The 18,698-nt window shown below is 71.3% G+C and carries 13 protein-coding genes, 3 tRNA genes and 1 pseudogene; 8 read left to right on the top strand and 9 right to left on the bottom strand.

Annotated features, from left to right (window positions below):
- Nucleotides 1-444, top strand: coding sequence for a hypothetical protein (locus AOJ26_RS09355; protein WP_234358509.1), 444 nt, complete (start codon nt 1-3; stop codon nt 442-444).
- A gap of 64 nt (nt 445-508) precedes the next feature.
- On the opposite strand, the gene AOJ26_RS09350 is transcribed toward AOJ26_RS09355, so the two are convergent.
- From AOJ26_RS09350 to AOJ26_RS09335, 4 genes are all read right to left on the bottom strand, one after another.
- Entirely contained in the window at nt 509-1,216 is a 708-nt protein-coding gene (locus AOJ26_RS09350; protein WP_053847739.1) for a SecDF P1 head subdomain-containing protein, read from the bottom strand.
- The gene (locus tag AOJ26_RS09345) at nt 1,213-1,758 is read right to left on the bottom strand and encodes a SigE family RNA polymerase sigma factor (RefSeq protein ID WP_053847738.1); all 546 of its coding nucleotides are present in this window, start codon (nt 1,756-1,758) and stop codon (nt 1,213-1,215) included. The genes AOJ26_RS09350 and AOJ26_RS09345 overlap by 4 nt, the downstream gene beginning before the upstream one ends.
- 194 nt (nt 1,759-1,952) lie before the next feature.
- Nucleotides 1,953-3,494 (bottom strand): FG-GAP-like repeat-containing protein, encoded by a 1,542-nt coding sequence (locus tag AOJ26_RS09340; protein WP_053847737.1) that lies wholly within the window; start codon nt 3,492-3,494, stop codon nt 1,953-1,955.
- 80 nt (nt 3,495-3,574) lie between these two features.
- Nucleotides 3,575-4,102 (bottom strand): hypothetical protein, encoded by a 528-nt coding sequence (locus tag AOJ26_RS09335; protein ID WP_234358508.1) that lies wholly within the window; start codon nt 4,100-4,102, stop codon nt 3,575-3,577.
- Nucleotides 4,103-4,651: 549 nt separating this feature from the next.
- Between AOJ26_RS09335 and AOJ26_RS44870 the strand changes: the two genes are divergently transcribed.
- From AOJ26_RS44870 to AOJ26_RS09320, 3 genes are all read left to right on the top strand, one after another.
- On the top strand, nt 4,652-8,020 hold the full coding sequence (locus AOJ26_RS44870) for an ALF repeat-containing protein (protein ID WP_078959812.1): 3,369 nt from the start codon (nt 4,652-4,654) through the stop codon (nt 8,018-8,020).
- Nucleotides 8,021-8,113: 93 nt separating this feature from the next.
- Entirely contained in the window at nt 8,114-9,502 is a 1,389-nt protein-coding gene (locus tag AOJ26_RS44865; RefSeq protein ID WP_053847736.1) for a NucA/NucB deoxyribonuclease domain-containing protein, read from the top strand.
- A gap of 115 nt (nt 9,503-9,617) precedes the next feature.
- Nucleotides 9,618-10,253, top strand: coding sequence for a DUF6461 domain-containing protein (locus AOJ26_RS09320; protein WP_234358507.1), 636 nt, complete (start codon nt 9,618-9,620; stop codon nt 10,251-10,253).
- 201 nt (nt 10,254-10,454) lie between these two features.
- Here the strand turns inward: AOJ26_RS09320 and AOJ26_RS09315 are convergent.
- The 3 genes from AOJ26_RS09315 to AOJ26_RS09305 form a co-directional block, all read right to left on the bottom strand.
- Nucleotides 10,455-10,528, bottom strand: a tRNA-Ile gene (locus AOJ26_RS09315).
- A gap of 169 nt (nt 10,529-10,697) precedes the next feature.
- Nucleotides 10,698-10,770, bottom strand: a tRNA-Asn gene (locus AOJ26_RS09310).
- Between the two features lie 6 nt (nt 10,771-10,776).
- Nucleotides 10,777-10,849 (bottom strand) — tRNA-Asn (locus AOJ26_RS09305).
- A 180-nt stretch (nt 10,850-11,029) separates the two neighbouring features.
- On the opposite strand from AOJ26_RS09305, the gene AOJ26_RS09300 reads away from it, so the two are divergent.
- The 4 genes from AOJ26_RS09300 (at nt 11,030) to AOJ26_RS09285 (ending at nt 16,705) form a co-directional block, all read left to right on the top strand.
- Entirely contained in the window at nt 11,030-11,335 is a 306-nt protein-coding gene (locus tag AOJ26_RS09300; RefSeq protein WP_053847735.1) for a hypothetical protein, read from the top strand.
- A gap of 107 nt (nt 11,336-11,442) precedes the next feature.
- The gene (locus AOJ26_RS09295; protein ID WP_179200321.1) at nt 11,443-12,879 is read left to right on the top strand and encodes an FGGY family carbohydrate kinase; all 1,437 of its coding nucleotides are present in this window, start codon (nt 11,443-11,445) and stop codon (nt 12,877-12,879) included.
- Between the two features lie 164 nt (nt 12,880-13,043).
- The gene (locus tag AOJ26_RS09290; protein ID WP_053847733.1) at nt 13,044-14,777 is read left to right on the top strand and encodes an ABC transporter ATP-binding protein; all 1,734 of its coding nucleotides are present in this window, start codon (nt 13,044-13,046) and stop codon (nt 14,775-14,777) included.
- Nucleotides 14,777-16,705: an ABC transporter ATP-binding protein gene (locus AOJ26_RS09285; RefSeq protein WP_053847732.1), complete on the top strand. Its 1,929-nt coding sequence runs from the start codon at nt 14,777-14,779 to the stop codon at nt 16,703-16,705. The genes AOJ26_RS09290 and AOJ26_RS09285 overlap by 1 nt, the downstream gene beginning before the upstream one ends.
- Nucleotides 16,706-16,781: 76 nt before the next feature.
- On the opposite strand, the gene AOJ26_RS09280 is transcribed toward AOJ26_RS09285, so the two are convergent.
- Nucleotides 16,782-18,071, bottom strand: coding sequence for an RNA polymerase sigma factor (locus tag AOJ26_RS09280; protein ID WP_053847731.1), 1,290 nt, complete (start codon nt 18,069-18,071; stop codon nt 16,782-16,784).
- 101 nt (nt 18,072-18,172) lie between these two features.
- Nucleotides 18,173-18,698, bottom strand: a pseudogene (locus AOJ26_RS09275) (DNA primase); the annotation flags it as partial.

Genomic DNA, 18,698 nt, shown 5'->3' with positions numbered 1-18,698 from the left:
GTGCGCCCCCGCCCCCGCCGCCACCCGGTCCCCGTCCGCCCGTCGCGGCCGGACCAACTGCGGGCGCTCCTCGCGGTGCTGGACGAGGCCGTGGCCGCGCAGGGGCCGGCCGACGAGGCGGTGGCCGCCTGCGGTGAGCCCGGCCCGGTGCCGCGCGGGACGGCACGGGACTGCGGTTTGCAGAGCATCGGACTGCACCGGCTGCGCGCCCGGTTGCAGGACCTCGCGACCACCGACCCGGACCTGCTGGCGGCGCAGGCCCGCGCGGCCCGGCTGCTCGCCTACGACCTGTGGATGCTGCGCGCCTCGATGAACCTGGCCTTCGCCGACCGTCCCGTCGCCCGCACCGAGGCGGCCCGGCTGGGCCTCAACGGCCTGGGCCGCCCCGCGGACGACCTGCGCCGGCTGCGCGACACCCTGCGCGCGGAGCTGCCCGAGGCGTGAGCCCGGTCGGCCGACGTCCACACGATCCGGGTGACGGGATCCGGCGGCGGCTGTTCCCCAGGAGTCACCTGCCAGGGTCGCCGGAGTCCCCGGGGTCGAGCCGGTGGGCGAGGTCCTGGGCGGTGTCCCGGGTGAGGTCGCCGTAGGAGGGTCCGACGATCTCGAGACGGCCGCCGGTGAGCGAGGCGGTCACGTAAGGGGTGCCCAAGAGCTTGCCGTCGACGACGATGGCGAACTCGTTGCGCGGGACCGGAGCCGACGCGAGCGAGCCGGTGAGGGCGGCGAAGCTCTTCCGGTCGGCCTCGTCGAGGCTCACCTCGACCCGCCAGGTGCCGTCGGTGTCGCTCTTCACGGCCCTGGCGGAGGCGACCTGGACTCCGGTCATGCCCCTGGCCCGGTCGACCCGGACGCAGGACGTGGGGTGGTCGGCGCTCGCGGGCACGGTCCAGCCGCCGCTGCCGGGGGCGCAGGCCGTCTGGTCGGCGGAGGTGACGGGCAGCAGGGAGAGCAGGGCCGCCTTCCCGGTGCCGTCCCCGCCCCCGGGCACCACGTGTGCGCGGGAGGACGTCCCGTCCGCGACGGCCGTCCAGGCGGTCGCGACCGCGGCCGCGGCGACCAGGCCGATCCCGGCGCGGGCCAGCCGCTGCCGCCGCCGGGCGATCCGCAGCGCGCCGTCGGCCAGACCGGCCAGACGGGCACCGGCGTCACCGCCGCTCTCCCGGACGTGGGCGTGCAGGGCGTCGTGCAGCGGGTGTGCGGTCGAGTCGTTCATGCGACGCCCCTTCCGGAGACGGTGGAGGAGGCGCCCGACGGTCCCGCCCCGGCCAGAGTGGTGCGGAGGGAGGCGAGGGCCTTGTGGGTCTGGCTGCGGACGGTCCCCTGGGCGACACCCAGGATCGCGGCGATCTCGGCGTCCGGCCGGTCCTCGAAGTAGCGCAGCACGATCACCGCGCGCTGGCGCTTGGGCAGCCGCCGCAGCGCGGCCATGATGTCCTGCCGCTGGGCCACGGTGTCGGCCCAGTCGGCGGCCTGCGCGGACGGCCGGTCCGGGAGGGTGTCGGTGACCGTCTCCCGTCCCCAGCTGAGCAGTCGGAAGCGGTCCACCTGGGCGTGGTAGAGCGCCCGGCGCACATAGATCTCCGGCTGCTCCCGGTCGCGCAGCTTCGACCAGCGCCGGGCGGTGGCGGCGAGCGCGGTCTGGAGCAGGTCCCGGCCCTGCTCCCAGTCCCCGGTCAGCAGGTAGGCCGTGTGCAGCAGCGATCTCGACCGCGCCGCCACGAACTCGCGGAACTGGCGTTCCTCGTCGGCGTTCAATGCGCCCCTCCCTCGTTCCCCCGTAAAGCGTTCCTCCGTAAAGACGGGTGGGGAGGGCGCTTCGACTGCCCTGCCGGCCGGACTTTCTCGGACGGCCCGCCGCCTGGGCCCCTTTCATGGCCGCGGGGCCACGGCGCGGGCGTCGGACGCCTGCGCCGTGGCCCCGGGTTCGATCGTGAGGGCCGGCGGCCGGTTCAGAGGATGCGGTACGGTCCCCAGCCGGTGCCCGCCTGGTAGCGGGTGCCGAGGGTGTCCATCCCGGTCTTCCCGGTGCCGGGGTAGACCCACAGCGTGTTGTCTGACGCCTGACGGGACAGCACGTCGGTGCGCCCGTCACCGTTGTAGTCCCCGGTGCGCAGGGCGTTCTGGGTCTGCCAGCTCCGGCCGACCTGGTAGCGGGCACCGAAGGCGCCGGTCACCCGTCCGGTGCCGGGGTAGACCCACAGTGTGCCGTCGGACGCCTGGCGGGACAGCACGTCGGGGCGCCCGTCGTTGTCGAGGTCGCCGGTGGTGATGAAGTCCATGCTCTTCCATCCGGTGCCGACCTGGTAGCGGGTGCCGAGGGTCTCCATGCCGGTCTTCCCGGTGCCCGGGTAGACCCACAGCGTGCCGTCGGACGCCTGACGGGTCAGTACGTCGGTGAGCCCGTCGGTGTTGAAGTCCCCGGTGCGGGTGACGTCCTGGGTCTGCCAGCTCCGGCCGACCTGGTAGCGGGTACCGAAGGTCTCCATGCCGGTCTTCCCGGTGCCCGGGTAGACCCACAGCGTGCCGTCGGACGCCTGGCGGGACAGGAGGTCGCCGAGGCCGTCGTTGTTGAGGTCCCCGACGGTGACGGCGTTCTGGCTGCCCCAGCCGGTGCCGGCCTGGAAGCGGGTGCCGAAGGTGCTGCCGGTCGCGTTCCCGGTGCCGGGGTAGACCCACAGGATGCCGTCGTCCTTGATGGCCACGAGGTCGGCCTTGCCGTCGCCGGTGACGTCGTCGGGGTCGCGGGAGAGGGCGTGGGAGACCCAGGCGCCGATGTCGTCGACGCGGGTGTCGACGGCGCCGGTGCGGGTCTCGGCGGGGTCGATGCCGAGGCATCCGCCTTGCCAGGAGCGGGAGTTGACGGCGACGAGCTCCGTGGTGCCGTTGACCGTGCGCAGGGCGGGGCCGCCGGCGTCGCCCTTGCAGACGGTCGCGGTGTCGGAGCCGTTGAGGTCCACCGTCGTGGCCGCGGTGGCGGCGACGGTGAAGGTGCCGGTGTGCAGCTTGTCGGGCACCCATTCGGTCTTGGTGCGTCCGAACCCGGCCTTCACCAGTTCCTCGCCCGCGGCGGCGGGCGTCGTCGCCAGCCGGACGGGCGTGACGCCGGGATCGGTGATCTTCGCGGCGAGCTTGACGAGCACCAGGTCCCGGTCGGCGTGGGGCACGAGCCTGATGGCCGGCAGGACGCTGCCGCCGGTCTGGCTCAGGTCGGTGCGGCCGACGGTGACGGTGGTGGCGACTGCGGGCTTGCCCTCGGCGGGTCTGCCGTCCGTGGTGAAGCAGCTGGCCGCGGTCAGGACCCACTGCGGGTCGACGAGGGTGCCGGTGCAGGCGCTCTGCTCACCGACGTTGATCTTCGCCACGTAGTTCAACTGCGCCGGGGCGTCGGTGCCGTTGAGCGCGGTGGCGGTGGGCGAGCCCAGCGCGAAGGGGGCCGCGACCAGCGCGGCGGCCGACACGGCGAGACAGAGGTTTCTGGAGAGGTACGTCAACGTGGGTTCCTAGTCACGAGGGCCGCGCGTCCTGGGGGCGCCGGACCGCGGGGTGGTGGGCATGTCGGGATCGACCCGGGTTACTTGGTGGACCTGATCTCGACGAGCATGTGGTCGCGGCCCTCCGGGTCCGCGGCCTCGCCCACCGGCGTCCAGGAGTTCTTGAGGACGTCGAACGACTTCTCCTCGGTGCCCACGGTCATGTCGACCGCCGTCGTGTAGTCGTTGCCCTTGATCGCGTAGACCGCGGGGATCTCCAGGGTCAGCCAGCCGGAGCTGCCCACCACCTTGAAGCAGATCTTGTCCGCCTTGTCGCGGGCCATGATCTCCAGCAGACCGGTCCCGCTCGCACAGTCGGCCAGGGTGATGTGCCCGTCGCCGCGCTTGAGGAGGATCTTCTTCTCGGCCAGGATCTTGTCCGCCAGCGGGTAGTTGAAGTCCTCCACCGCGTAACCGGGGGTCTCCCCCGCGACCAGTGCGGCGGGGCCCGCCTCCTGCGAGGACCCGCCGGGAATGCCCGTGGTCGCCGTGATCCACGCCAGGGCGCCGACCGCGGCCGCACCCAGTGCGCGCAGCGCAATCCTCCCGCGCTGCGACCGCGCGGGCATTCTGCCGTATTTCTTCATTGCATCCCCAAGTTCGTCGCCGACGGCCGGATGTGCGTCACCGGGGTCGAATTCGGGTGCACAGGATGCGATATCGACATCGCTCCGCCGGGTATGCCCCAACTCCCTTGGAAAGCAGTCCCCTTACCCCTCGAAGCGAGAGGCCCCCGTCTCGGTAATCGTCATCCGCTTTGCCATACCAACATGAAGCGACTTCCAGGTCGAGTGCTGAGAACCACACATAAAGCGACATTCCGCATCGACAATCGGTGATCTGCGTCACACCAGGTAAAGGTTGTACGGGAGGTTGTGAAGGACCTGTAAATGCTCCCCGATGGACCATCAGAAGTCCGAAATTCAACCGAAGTTGCAGAACAGCACCGCACAACTAGTCTTTTTCTTCTGCGCGGTTGATATGGTCCGGCACGACAAGAAACGCTGTCTGTACGCCACTTCGCAGCTCATGACCATTCATCCCACGGGCATGTCGGAAATGTGCTCACCCATGAGATCCGACATGTCCCTTCGACAACTCACGGGGACACATCACTCATGCAGACCGTTTTCTGGAGCCGGCGCCGCGTGCTCGGCGCACTCGCCGCCACCACCGCCCTGGCCTCCGCACCCTCGGTGCTCCTCCCCCCGGCCGCCGCCGCGGCGGAGGGTACGGCGCCCGACCCGGTCCCGCTGCCGGACACCGAGCGGGCGAAGGTCGTCAAAGCCTGGATATCGGGCGGAAAGGGCGTCAAGGCCGCGGCCGCCGCCGCCCTGTCCGGTTCCGACAGCGAGATCCAGACCTTCCTGACCGAGACCCTCCCGGTCCAGACGGTGCAGGACAACCGCGTCGCCATCGTCAGCAGCCTGGACCGCGCGGGCAAGGGCCTGCGCCGTGCGGCGGTCGCCGCCCTCGACAGCGGTGACGCCGCCATCGCCGAGTTCCTGGCGGGCGGCTTCAAACCCGCCATCCTCGAGGACCTCCAGGTGGCCACCTCCATCGTGTCGGCCACCGGCGACAAGGCGGTCCAGCGGGACGCCACCGCCGCCCTGAACACCGGCACCCAGCCGACCCTCATCACGTTCCTCACCGACAAGCAGTACGACGCGCGCCTCGAGGACGCCCGGGTCCAGGTCTCCGCCATGCTGACGCAGGCGGGCCCCGAGGTGCAGAAGTACGCCGACCGTGCTCTCAGCGGCACCGCGTCGGACGTGGAGTGGTTCATCGAGACCGGGCAGCACATAGCCCGCGCCCGGGACCAGGAGTCGGCGACGATCGAGGAGCTCGTCGCCGTCGTGGTGCGGGAGGGCAAGCGCGCCGAGCGGGAGACGAACCTCGCCGTCGAGGCCTCCGCGCGCGCCCAGACCGCGGCCGAGAAGGCGAAGGAGGCGGCGGAGAAGGCCGCCGCCGAGGCATCCGCCGCCAAGGAGGACGTGCAGAAGTCCGGGGCGGCGGCCCGCAAGGCGGCGTCCGCCGCGAAGGGCGCGGCGGACGCCGCCCGCAACGCCATCAACGCCTCGAACGCCGCGGTGCAGGCGTCCCGCCGCGCCTCCTGGGCCGCCACCGGCGCCGCCCAGGCCGCCGCGAACGCCGGCAGCGCCGCGGCCCGCGCCTACAACGCCGCGATCGGTGCCTCCAAGGACGCCGGCAAGGCCGAGGCCGCCAAGAACGCGGCGGTCGCCGCCCGCAACGCCGCGGCGAAGGCGCGCACGGCGGCCAAGGCCGCCGACCAGGCCGCCATCGCCGGAACCAAGGCCGCCGCCGCCGGTTCCGCGGCCGCCTCCGCCGCACGGAACGCGGCCGCCGCCGCGAACGCCTCCGCCCAGGCCGGTGCCGCCGCCGGCGCCGCGCAGTCGGAGGCCGCGGAGGCCAAGCGCCAGGCCGCGATCGCCTCCGCTGCCGCGAACCGGGCCACCAACGCCGCCTCCACCGCCCAGGCCCTCGCCGCGTCCGCGGCCACGGCCGCCCGCACCGCCCGGGACGCGGCCAACTCCGCGGCGGACCACGCCGACAAGGCGGCGGCCGCCGCCGAGGAAGCCGTACGGTACGCGGGCAAGGCCGTCGACTACGCCAACAGGTCCACCGCCCACGCGGCGGCTGCCGTACTGGCCGCCAACACCGCCACCAAGGCCGTCTCGGACGCCATCCTGGTGGAGCAGAACGCGCGGAAGGCCGAGGCGGAAACCCTCGAACAGGACAAACTTCAGGCCATCGAGGAGGTCCGGCTGCTCGCCGAGATCGAGTCGAAGGAGCTGACGACCTATCAGAACAAGGTGGCCCAGGCGCAGCAGACCGACCAGGCCACCAAGGATCTGATCGCCAAGGCCGAACAGGCGCTGGCGGCGGGCGACATGGCGGCCGCGGCGGTCCACGGGCGCAAGGCGGCCGTCGCCCTGCTCAACTCCAGAGGCGCCTGGACCCGGCAGGCGGCCCAGTTCGCCCTCTCCGGCTCGGACGACGACGTGTACGCCTGGATCGACCTCGACCGGGTCCTGGCCCAGGGACAGGACGACCGGGAGACCACGCTCCACGTGGCCACGGTCGCCGCACCCAAGATCGCCGAAGCGGCCCTGAACGCCCTGCGGAGCACCGAGTCCAAGGCGGTCGGCGACTTCCTCACCAGCGGCATGAAGAAGGCCTCCGACGAGGACAACCGGGTGGCGATCGGCCGGATCCTGAACTCGAACCCGGGCAGGGCCGTCACCGCCGCGGCGAACAAGGCCCTCAGCATCAACACCACCGAATCGCTGCAGAACTTCTTCGACCACGACTACCCCCTGGCGATCGCGGAGGACGACGCCGTCCTCACCGGCCAGCTCATGATCAGCGGGGGTGCCTTCACCCGGGCGTACGCCGAGGTGGCCATGGAGGGGCCCACCTGGATGCGCCGCAACTTCGTCTCCCTGGTGCAGTACCGGACGGCCCAGCTCGACCACGACACCGCCACCCATGTCGCCGCGGTCCGTGGCGCCATCGCGGCCGCGGCGAAGATCGCCCAGAAGGCGCAGGAGAACGCCGCCCTGGCGTCGAAGGCCGGCGCCGACGCCCGCAACGCCGCCGCCGAGGCCAAGGAGTGGGCGGCCAAGGCACTCGACTCCGCGGCCAAGGCCGACAGTTACGCCGACGAGGCCCGGCGGAACGCGGACGCCGCCGACAAGTCAGCGGCCGACGCCAAGGCGTCCGCGAACAGGGCGACCGTCGCGGCGTCCACCGCCCGGCGTGCCGCCCGCTCCGCGAACTACTCGGCGAACAAGGCGATGGACTCCGCCCGCTCCGCCCTCAAGTCGTCGTACAACGCCCAGGCTTCGGCCGCCGCCGCCCGTGCTTCCTCGATCGCGGCGGGCAAGGACGCGGCGACGGCCGCCGCCGCGGCCGTCCAGGCCAAGCAGATCGTCGCGGCCAAGCGCGCGGCCGAGGCCCAGGCGGCTGCCGAGGCCGCCCTCGAGGAGGCCCGCCGGGCGCGGCAGAACGGCACCGACCCGGCCGACAAGGACACCAACGACCAGATCAACCCCAACGGCACCGGTGGGGACACCGACGAGTGGTGGAACGACGCCGGCTTCTACGCCGACGCGTTCAACGCCATCAGCGTCGGCGCCGGGTTCCTGGCCGCGGGCTGTGCCCTCGCCGCCTTCGTGTTCCCCCCGGCGGCCGCGGCGGCCGGCTTCTTCTCCGCGGTCTCGATGGGCGCCGGCGCCCTCGGCACCCTGTTCACCGGTATCGAACACGGCTTCTCCAGCGGCGAGTTCATCGAATCCGCCGTCGGCACCGGCCTGAGTCTGGTCACCTTCGGCCAGTCCAAGTGGATCGGTGCCGCGGACAAGGCGGCCGGCGGCAAGCTCATCAAGCCCGTCGTCGGCAAGATCGCCGACGTCGGCGAGGACGTCGTGTCGGGGGCCACCAAGGTCCTGTCGTCCATCTTCTGAGCAGCGGCACCGACCCACGCGCATCCGGCGGCCGGGCGCGACAGCCCGGCCGCCGACCCACGCCCTCCTTTCCCACCCCGGCAGAGAGAAGTCATGACCTCATCACGCATCAGATGGGTGCTGGTCGCTCCGCTCCTCACCATGGCCCTCACGGCGACCGGTACCGCCGGCGCCGCCGAGGACCGGCCCGCACCGGCCCGTACGTCCCTCACCGCGGCGGCAGACCCGGCCGCGGACGCTGGTCCCACCGCTCCGGCCACGGTCCTTGAGACCGCCGCGTTCGCCGCCGAGGACACCTGCACCCGGCTCCCCGCCGCGGCCCGCGCGACGGTGCCCGACGCCGTCACCGCGTGTGTGAGCGTGGACGGCGCGACGGCCTCGGCGCCCCGTACGAAGACCGCTGCCGCCGCCCCGGCGGCCGCCGGCCTCGCCGCCGACGACCCGGGGGGCGACGGTCTGGGCACGGAGTTCGAGCCGGACGCCGACGACCCCGAGCCGCCCCCGCCCTCGTGCGTACTGACCAATCCCGGAAACTGGAGCTGGAGCCGCACCGGCGGCCTGTGCCTGAACGGCGCCGAGGTCACGTACACCCTCTACGACGCGAACGGCAAGACCATCGGCACCGGCCTCATCCAGGTCAACTCCACCCTCGCCACCTCCTACAAGTCCCTCGACCTCAACGAGACGATCACCGCGAGACTGGTCCGGGTCACCGGCGACGTGAAGAGTCTCGTGGTGAAGGTTCAGGTGGGCTGCGGTGCCGGCTGCACGACGGTGACGAAGCAGCCCTGGTACGGCACCTCGGAGCTGACACCCGGCACGGAGAAGACCGGGAAGACCAAGTACAACGGCGGCGCCTTCGCGGCGAACACCACCCGTTCCTCCTTCCGCACCAGCTACAAGATGTACGTGACGATGCCCGGCGCGACCCCGGTCGACCCCAGCGCCTCCTGGTCCAGCCCCGCGACCGGCGAGATCCGCTGCGACATGGAGCAGCCCCGGCTGCGCGGCTGCGTCATACCGACCGACGAGATGCCGGTGCTGAGCTACTCGCGGGGGCACGCGAAGTACGGCATCGTCGTGCCCATCTACGAGGAGATCATGAGGCGGCGGGGCACCGACGTCCTCCACGCGGTCAACCAGACCAAGGCGAACGCCAACCGCGCCGCGACCTGTACGCCCTTCACCAACCTGTACCCGGGGGTGACCGGCGCGGACAGTTGCGACGAGTTCCCGCCCGCGAGCACGTCGGAGGGCGGTCAGGACGGCACCCTGTGCGCCGAACTGACCCCGCAGGTGGTCAACGGCATCTGGTCCGCCCCCGCGACCTGGCCCACCCGCCCGACCTCGGGCACCGAGACCTGTCTGCGGCTCCACATCACCCAGCGCGCCAACAGCTCGGCGGGCGGGGTCCTCGGCTCCCTGCGCAAGTACCAGCGGCTCGTGGACGGCGACCCGTTCCGCATCGAGTTCACGGCGTAGAGCCCGCTCCCCCCGTGACCGGGCCCGCTGCCCGGACCCGGCATGATGAACCCGGCCCCGGCGTCCGCGAAGGACGCCGGGGCCTCGGCCAAGGCTGTGAATGACGGAGGCAGACATGACTGGCACGGACGTGCGTTCGCTCACCTGGGCGACGGCCTGGATGTGCGTCACTTTCACCCGGGGACTGAGCCCTGACGAGGTCTTCCTCCGGTACGGGGCCGACCCCGGGCAGGCGCGTCCGCTCGACGCCGACGAGGCCTCGGATCTCCTCTCGGACTCCGGTGACGAAGGGGTTTCGCTGCTGCGGTCCGGGAGGCTCGGCGAGTGGGCCTTCTGCGTCGAGGAGGACGGTGCCGTCGGATCCTGGAAGGAAGCGCTCACGGAGCTGTCCCGCGGCACCGAGACGTACAGCGTGCTGACCACCGATGGACTCGACGTGTTCCAGTACTGGCGCGACGGCGAGTGCGTCGAGAACTTCGAGCCGGGCATGGAGCACACGCGCCCCGCGCGGGCCGACTCCTGGTGGGACCGGGTGGAAGCGGCACTCGCCGCGCACGAGGGTGAGGACACGGGGATGGCTCCGGTGGTGGCCCTGGTCCTCGACCACCTCGGCATCATCCTGGACGACGCCGCCCTGGCCGGCCCCTGGCCCAGTCTGACGCTCGCCGAGGACGACGCGCCGTCGGCACCGCTCGGCGACACCTACGCGGGCGAGGGCCCGGTCCCACCCCAACCGCCGTTCGCCGGGTGAGTCTTGGCGGTGCGAGGACACGATCCGCGCACCGGGGCACCGCCGGGCTCGCGGTAACGGGTGCCGGCGTCAGCTCCTGGCTCACTGCCGGTGGCTGCCGCCGGACGAGCCCGGCCCCCGTTCTCCGGCCTCCGCAGGGAATCGCGGCAAAGACCTCACAGCCCGCAAGGAACGTTTCCGCAAGGTCACTGAAGTGCAAGGTGGGGCGGGTGGGACTCGAACCCACGGCCGACGGATTATGAGTCCGCTGCTCTAACCGGCTGAGCTACCGCCCCATAGCGGCGTGTCGCGTACATGCGTGCGCGCCGTCTGCCGCAGCATAGCCGCTCATACGATCTCCTGCTCCGCAGGGGCGACTTCGCCTGCCCTTCAGGACTCCGCTGTGACCTGGGCAGTTCCCCCGGACATGAAAAAGGACCCCATCGGGGGCCCTTCCTCTTCCTGCTCTCCCGACTGGACTCGAACCAGTAACCTGCCGGTTAACAGCCGGCTGCTCTGCCAATTGAGCTACGGAAGATCGAAGCTCCCCCGACTGGACTCGAACCAGTAACCTGCCGGTTAACAGCCGGCTGCTCTGCCAATTGAGCTACGGAGGATCGCCTCGTTGCATCGAACGTACCTCCCTGGGTATTCGCCAGGGGGCGGGCGCTCGCTGCGACACATACATTAGCGCAAGCAGGGGGGTGCTCCGCCAATCGGTTCCGTCGCCGCCGGAACCGACACCGATACCGACACCGACGTCGCACCGGATACCTACGCAAGGAAGGGTGGCCGCCATGCGCTACAAGCTCACGTTCGTGGTCGGACTGACTCTGGGTTACGTGCTGGGCACCCGTGCCGGGCGCGAGCGCTACGAACAGTTGAAGAAGTCAGCTCGTCAGGTCGCCCAGAACCCGGCCGTCCGCAACACCGCGGAGACCGCCGCCCAGCAGGGCCGCCAGTTCGCCGGGAAGGCGTACCACGCGGTCAGCGACAAGGTGGGTGACCGGGTGCCGGAGTCCGTGACGCAGCGGGTGCGCTCGCTGCGGGACCGCAACACGAACGGCACCGCCCAGGACGACTGGGGCACGAGCACCACATGAACCGAGGGTGACGCGGCTCACTTCGCGGGTGCGGGACCGGCGGCGCCGGTCCCGCACCCGCGTGACCGCGCACACCGCGGCGACGCTACGCCCATAGAATTTCCGCCATGGGGATAGTCGCCGGGTTGGACAGCTCACCCGAATTCACTCGCATCGTCGTCTGCGACGCGGACACGGGTGCCGTGCTCAAACAGGGGTACGCGCCGCACCCGGTCGAGGGCCGTCCGTCCGACGTCGACCCCCAGGCCTGGCTCCTGTCACTCGGTGAGGCCGCCGGCGGCGGTCTCCTCGAAGGAGTGCAGGCCATCGGTGTGTCGGCCCAGCAGAACGCCGTCGTGCCGCTCGACGCGCAGGGCAACACCGTGCGCCCCGCCATGGTCGGCGGGGACAAGCGCGCGCAGGTCGCCGCGGCCGACCTGGTGGACGCGCTCGGCGGACGGGAGGCCTGGGCGCAGGCCGTGGGGTGCGTCCCGCAGGCCGCGCAGCCCGTCACCAAGCTGCGCTGGCTCAACAAGACCGAGCCCGACGCCGCCCTGCGCACCGCCGTCCTCCTCCAGGCGCACGACTGGCTGGTGTGGCAGCTCCTCGGCCGGCCGGTGCGCAGGACCACCGACCGCGGCGGCGCCTCCGGCACCGGCTACTGGTCCGCCGCCACCGGCGCCTACCGCTCCGACCTGGTCGAGCTGGCCCTCGGCCACCAGGCGATGCTCCCCGAGGTGATCGGCCCCGCGGACGCGGCCGGTACGACCCCGGAGGGGCTGCTGATCTCCGCCGGCACCGGGGAGACCATGGCCGCCGCCTTCGGGCTCGGGATCGGGCTCGGGGACGCCGTGGTCTCGCTGGGTGCCTCCGGCTCGGTGATGGCCGTGCACCCCGAGGCGCTCGTCGACAACACCGGGATGATCACCGCCCTGGCCGACGCGACCGGCATGCACCTGCCCGTCGTCACCACCCTGAACGCCGTACGGACCCTGCGCGGGGCCGCCGAGATGCTCGGGCTGAGCGACCTGGAGAGCCTGTCCGACCTGGCGGTGAAGTCGACGCCGGGCGCCCACGGCCTCGTACTGCTGCCCTATCTGGAAGGTGAGCGGACGCCGAACCTGCCGCACACCGCGGGGACGCTGAGCGGGCTCCGACGGGAGTCGATGAAGCCGGAGCACCTGGCGCGGGCCGCGTTCGAGGGCATGCTGTGCGGGCTCGCCGACGCGCTGGACGTGCTGCGCGGCCGGGGTGTCGAGGTGCGCCGGGTCTTCCTGCTGGGGGCGGCCGCCGAGCTGTCCGCCGTCCAGGCCGCCGCGCCCGCGCTGTTCGGCGCGCAGGTCGTGGTGCCGCAGCCGGCGGACTACGCGGCGATCGGTGCCGCCCGCCAGGCGGCCTGGGCGCTCGGGGTGTCCCAGGGCACGCTCGACCCGCGCACCCCGCCGATGTGGCAGGGCCCGGCCGCGCAGGTCCTGGAGCCGGGCGAGGAGCTGGCGGTGGGACAGGCGGTGCGGCAGCAGTTCGTGTCGGTGCGGGAGCAGACGTACCCCGGGGCGTTCCGCTAGAGCCGGAAGGTAAGGGTCCGGTAGGAGTCGGCGCTCACGGTGACCCGTAGGGCCGTACGCGGCACCGCTGTCGGCTTAATCGGTTGAGGTAACACGGGTGGAGTGCCCGACGATAGGGGCCAGGGGCAACCACTCGCCCCGTCGCCGACTCCGAGAGACGTAGCGTGCTCATACGACTTCTGCGGACCTATCTCAGGCCCTACAAGAAACCCATCACCATCCTGGTGCTGCTGCAGTTCCTCCAGACCTGCGCCACCCTCTACCTGCCCACGTTGAACGCGGACATCATCGACGAAGGCGTCGTGAACGGCGACACCGGCTACATCCTCAGCTACGGCGCCCTGATGATCGGCATCTCGCTGGCGCAGGTGGTGTGCAACATCGGGGCCGTGTTCTACGGCGCCCGGACCGCGGCCGCGCTCGGCCGGGACGTGCGGGCGGCGGTCTTCGACCGGGTGCAGTCGTTCTCGGCGCGTGAGGTGGGCCAGTTCGGCGCACCCTCCCTGATCACCCGTACGACCAATGACGTGCAGCAGGTCCAGATGCTGGCCCTGATGACGTTCACCCTGATGGTGTCGGCGCCCATCATGTGCGTGGGCGGCATCGTGCTGGCGCTCGGCCTGGACGTGCCGCTGTCCGGGGTGCTGGTGGCCGTGGTGCCGACGCTGGGCATCTGCGTGACGTTGATCGTACGGCGGCTGCGCCCGCTGTTCCGGTCCATGCAGGTCCGGCTCGACACGGTGAACCGGGTGCTGCGCGAGCAGATCACCGGCAACCGGGTCATCCGGGCGTTCGTCCGGGACGAGTACGAGGAGGACCGCTTCCGGAAGGCGAACACCGACCTGACGGAGATGTCCCTCAGGACCGGCAACCTGCTCGCGCTGATGTTCCCCGTGGTCATGACGACGGTGAACCTGTCCTCGATCGCCGTGGTGTGGTTCGGCGCGCACCGGATCGACAGCGGCGGGATGCAGATCGGCGACCTGACCGCGTTCCTCGCCTATCTGATGCAGATCGTCATGTCCGTGATGATGGCCACCTTCATGTTCATGATGGTGCCGCGCGCCGAGGTGTGCGCCGAGCGCGTCCAGGAGGTCCTCGACACCTCCTCCAGCGTGGTGCCACCCACGGCCCCCGTCCGCGAGCTGCGCCGGCACGGGCACCTGGAGATCCGGGGTGCGGGCTTCCGCTATCCGGGTGCCGAGGAGCCGGTGCTCAAGGCGATCGACCTGGTGGCCCGGCCCGGTGAGGTGACCGCCGTGATCGGCTCGACCGGCAGCGGCAAGTCCACGCTGCTCGGCCTGGTCCCCCGGCTCTTCGACGCGACCGACGGCGAGGTGCTGGTCGACGGCACCGAGGTCTCGACCATCGACCCGAAGCTGCTCGCGAAGACCGTCGGGCTCGTCCCGCAGAAGCCGTACCTCTTCGCGGGCACGGTCGCCACCAACCTCCGCTACGGCAATCCGGACGCCACGGACGAGGAGCTGTGGCACGCGCTGGAGGTGGCGCAGGCCAAGGACTTCGTCGAGCGGCTGGAGAACGGCCTCGACTCCCCCGTCGCCCAGGGCGGCACCAACGTCTCCGGCGGCCAGCGGCAGCGGCTCGCCATCGCGCGCACGCTCGTGCAGCGGCCGGAGATCTACCTCTTCGACGACTCCTTCTCCGCCCTCGACTACGCGACCGACGCGGCCCTCAGGGCGGCGCTCGCCGAGGAGACCTCGGAGGCGACCGTCGTGATCGTCGCCCAGCGGGTGGCCACCATCCGCGACGCCGACCGGATCGTCGTCCTCGACGAGGGCCGGGTCGTCGGCACCGGCACCCACCGCGAGCTGATGGCGGACAACGAGACCTACCGGGAGATCGTGCTCTCCCAGCTCACGGAAGCGGAGGCTGCCTGATGGCCGGGCCCATGGGGCGCATGATGGCAGGCGGCGGTCCCGAGACCCGCTCGCTGGACTTCAAGGTGTCCGGCAGGCGGCTGCTCGCCCAGTTCAAGCCGGAGCGGTTCACCCTCTACGCGATGCTGGCCTGCGTGGTGGTGAGCGTGGGCCTGAACGTGGTCGGACCCAAGATCCTCGGCGAGGCCACCGACCTGGTCTTCGCGGGCATCATCGGACGGCAGATGCCGGCCGGCGCGAGCAAGGAGGAGATCCTCGCGCGGATGCGGGAGCGCGGCGACGGTCAGGTCGCCGACATGCTCCGCAGCACCGACTTCACGCCCGGCCAGGGCATCGACTTCACCGCGGTCGGGCATGTCCTGCTGTTCGCGGTCGGGGTGTTCCTGATCGCCGGGCTGCTGATGGCGGTGGCGACCCGGCTGGTCAACCGGACCGTCAACCGCACGATGTTCCGGATGCGCGAGGACGTCCAGACGAAGCTGTCGCGGCTGCCGCTGTCGTACTTCGACAAGCGCCAGCGCGGCGAGGTCCTGTCCCGGGCCACGAACGACATCGACAACATCGGCCAGACCCTCCAGCAGTCGATGGGCCAGCTCATCAACTCGCTGCTCACGATCATCGGCGTGCTCGCGATGATGTTCTGGGTGTCCTGGCTGCTGGCCCTGGTCGCGCTGGTCACCGTGCCGCTGTCGTTCGTCGTCGCCACGCGTGTGGGCAAGCGCTCGCAGCCGCACTTCGTGCAGCAGTGGCGCTCCACCGGCAAGCTCAACGCCCACATCGAGGAGATGTACACCGGGCACACCCTGGTGAAGGTGTTCGGCCGCCAGGACGAGTCGGCCGCGCAGTTCGCCGAGCAGAACGAGGCGCTGTACGAGGCCGGGTTCAAGGCGCAGTTCAACAGCGGGGTCATGCAGCCGCTGATGATGTTCGTCTCGAACCTGAACTACGTCCTGGTGGCGGTCGTCGGCGGCCTGCGGGTCGCCTCCGGTTCCCTCTCCATCGGTGACGTGCAGGCCTTCATCCAGTACTCCCGGCAGTTCTCGATGCCGCTGACGCAGGTCGCGTCGATGGCGAACCTGGTGCAGTCGGGCGTGGCCTCCGCGGAACGGATCTTCGAGCTCCTGGACGCGGAGGAGCAGCAGGCGGACCCGGTCCCGGGCGCGAAGCCGGAGGAACTGCGCGGGCGGGTCGCCCTGGAGCACGTCTCCTTCCGCTACGACCCCGAGAAGCCGCTCATCGAGGACCTCTCACTGAAGGTCGAGCCCGGGCACACCGTCGCGATCGTCGGCCCGACCGGCGCCGGCAAGACGACCCTGGTCAACCTCCTCATGCGGTTCTACGACGTCTCGGGCGGCCGGATCACCCTGGACGGGGTGGACATCGCCACGATGTCCCGGGACGACCTGCGCGCCGCGATCGGCATGGTCCTCCAGGACACCTGGCTGTTCGGCGGCACGATCGCGGAGAACATCGCGTACGGCGCCACGCGCGAGGTCACCCGGGGCGAGATCGAGGAGGCGGCCCGGGCGGCCCACGCGGACCGCTTCATCCGCACGCTCCCCGACGGCTACGACACCGTCATCGACGACGAGGGCAGCGGGGTGAGCGCGGGCGAGAAGCAGCTCATCACCATCGCGCGGGCGTTCCTGTCGGACCCGGTGATCCTGGTCCTGGACGAGGCGACGAGTTCGGTGGACACCCGCACCGAGGTCCTGATCCAGAAGGCGATGGCCAAACTGGCCCACGGCCGCACGTCGTTCGTGATCGCCCACCGGCTGTCGACGATCCGCGACGCCGACACCATCCTGGTGATGGAGAACGGCTCGATCGTCGAACAGGGCACGCATACCGACCTGTTGGAGGCGGACGGGGCATACGCCCGCCTGTACAAGGCACAGTTCGCGCAGGCGGTGGCGGAGGTGGATTAGTAAGGCAGGGGGGCTGGTCCCACCCATAGGGGCGCGGGGAACTGCGCGACCAGCCCCCACCGGGCCGCAGACGGCGTCAATCCAGGTAGCCCCGAAGCTGATCCGCAAAAGCATGATCCCGCAGCTTGTTGAGCGTCTTGGACTCGATCTGCCGTATCCGCTCCCGGGTGACCCCGAAGATCCGCCCGATCTCCTCCAACGTACGAGGACGGCCGTCAGCCAAGCCGTACCGCAGCTGCACGACCTTCCTCTCCCGCTCCCCCAGCGTGGACAGCACCGCCTCCAGGTGCTCCCTGAGCAGCAGGAACGCGGCCGACTCGACCGGAGACGCCGCGTCCCCGTCCTCGATGAGGTCACCGAGGGCGACGTCGTCCTCCTCGCCCACCGGCGCGTGCAACGACACCGGCTCCTGGGCGAGGCGCAGCACCTCGCTCACCCGCTCCGGCGCGAGGTCGAGGTGGGCGGCGACCTCTTCCGGGGTCGGTTCGTACCCGCGTTCCTGGAGCATCCGGCGCTGGACGCGGACGACCCGGTTGATCAGCTCGACGACGTGGACCGGGACCCTGATCGTGCGGGCCTGGTCGGCGAGGGCCCGGGACATGGCCTGGCGGATCCACCAGGTGGCGTACGTGGAGAACTTGTAGCCACGGGCGTAGTCGAACTTCTCGACGGCGCGGATCAGGCCGAGGTTGCCCTCCTGGACCAGGTCGAGCATGGTCAGGCCGCGGCCGACGTACCGTTTCGCGACGGACACGACGAGCCGCAGGTTCGCCTCGATGAGGCGGCGCTTGGCCATCCGGCCGAGCACGACCAGACGGTCCAGGTCGAGCGCCAACTGGCTGTCCAGGTCGGGGGTGTTGCTCAGTTTCTCCTCGGCGAACAGGCCGGCCTCGACCCGGCGGGCGAGTTCGACCTCCTCGGCCGCGGTGAGCAGCGGAATGCGGCCGATCTCCCGCAGGTACTGGCGGAACAGGTCCGAGGACGGGCCGCCGGTGTCGACGCGGCCGCGGGGCGGCTCGGGCGGTTCGACCGGCTCGGTCTCCACGTTCTCGATCACTTCCGCGGGCGGGGCGTCCTGCTCCGCCTCGGGGTGGTGCGCGACACGGTTCTGCGGGGGCACCGCGACGAGGACGTCGGGATCGGCGTCCTGCTCGGTCGTGTCGTCCGTACTGTTCTCGGTCTGGGTGAGGGTCTGGGTCTGCACGGGGGCGACCTCCAGGATGATCGCTGCCAAGGAGGGCGGCAGCGGTACTTCGGGGGCGGAGTCGGCGGCCTCGCCGCTGTCCGTCCCGTACGCGATGAGCGGAACCGCGGGGGTGTGGGACCCGTCGGGGACGGATCGGCCGCGCTCCGAGGACTCAGGCACCGGAACCCAGTGTGGAGTACGACACATCGCCGCCACGAGGGGCGTGCGGTGACTTTTTGCAATCGGGCCGTGACCGCGCAGTGACTCCGCCGTGCGCGTCGCTAGAGGGCGGCGGCCCCGTGCTCGCGCAGTGCCTGGTCGTACTGCTGGAGCACCCACATCTCGTTCTGCACGGCGGCCAGGTGGGCCGGGTCGCCGCCGGTGCCGAGGCGGATGAGGGTGCCCTGGATCTCCTGGATGCGGCGTTCGACGGCGCGTCGGCGGACCTGGACCAGGACCGTGCCCGCGTACACCTCGTCGACCGTGCGCCGCATGATCGCCTCGACGGCCAGCTCCGTGACCATCGCGCGGACCGCGTCGTCGGGGGCGGCCTCGCGGACCCGGACGAGGTAGTCCTGGGAGTCCTGGACGCCGTGCTCGGCGCCGCCCGCGTCCATGATGGCCTGGCGCACGGCGGCGTAGGGCGGGGCGGTGAACTCGTCGATGCCGTAGGCGTCGAAGGCCGGGGAGACCAGGTCGGGGCGCTGGAGGGCGAGCTTGAGGAGCTCCCGCTCGGTGGCGTAGACGGGGTTGCGCAGGGTGAGGGCGGGGCCGGAGACGGCGGGGCGGTGGGTCCCGTCGTACGAC

This window comes from Streptomyces sp. NRRL B-24085, from assembly GCF_001282115.1.
Taxonomy (GTDB): domain Bacteria; phylum Actinomycetota; class Actinomycetes; order Streptomycetales; family Streptomycetaceae; genus Streptomyces.
This window is presented reverse-complemented; position numbering and strand designations above follow the sequence as displayed.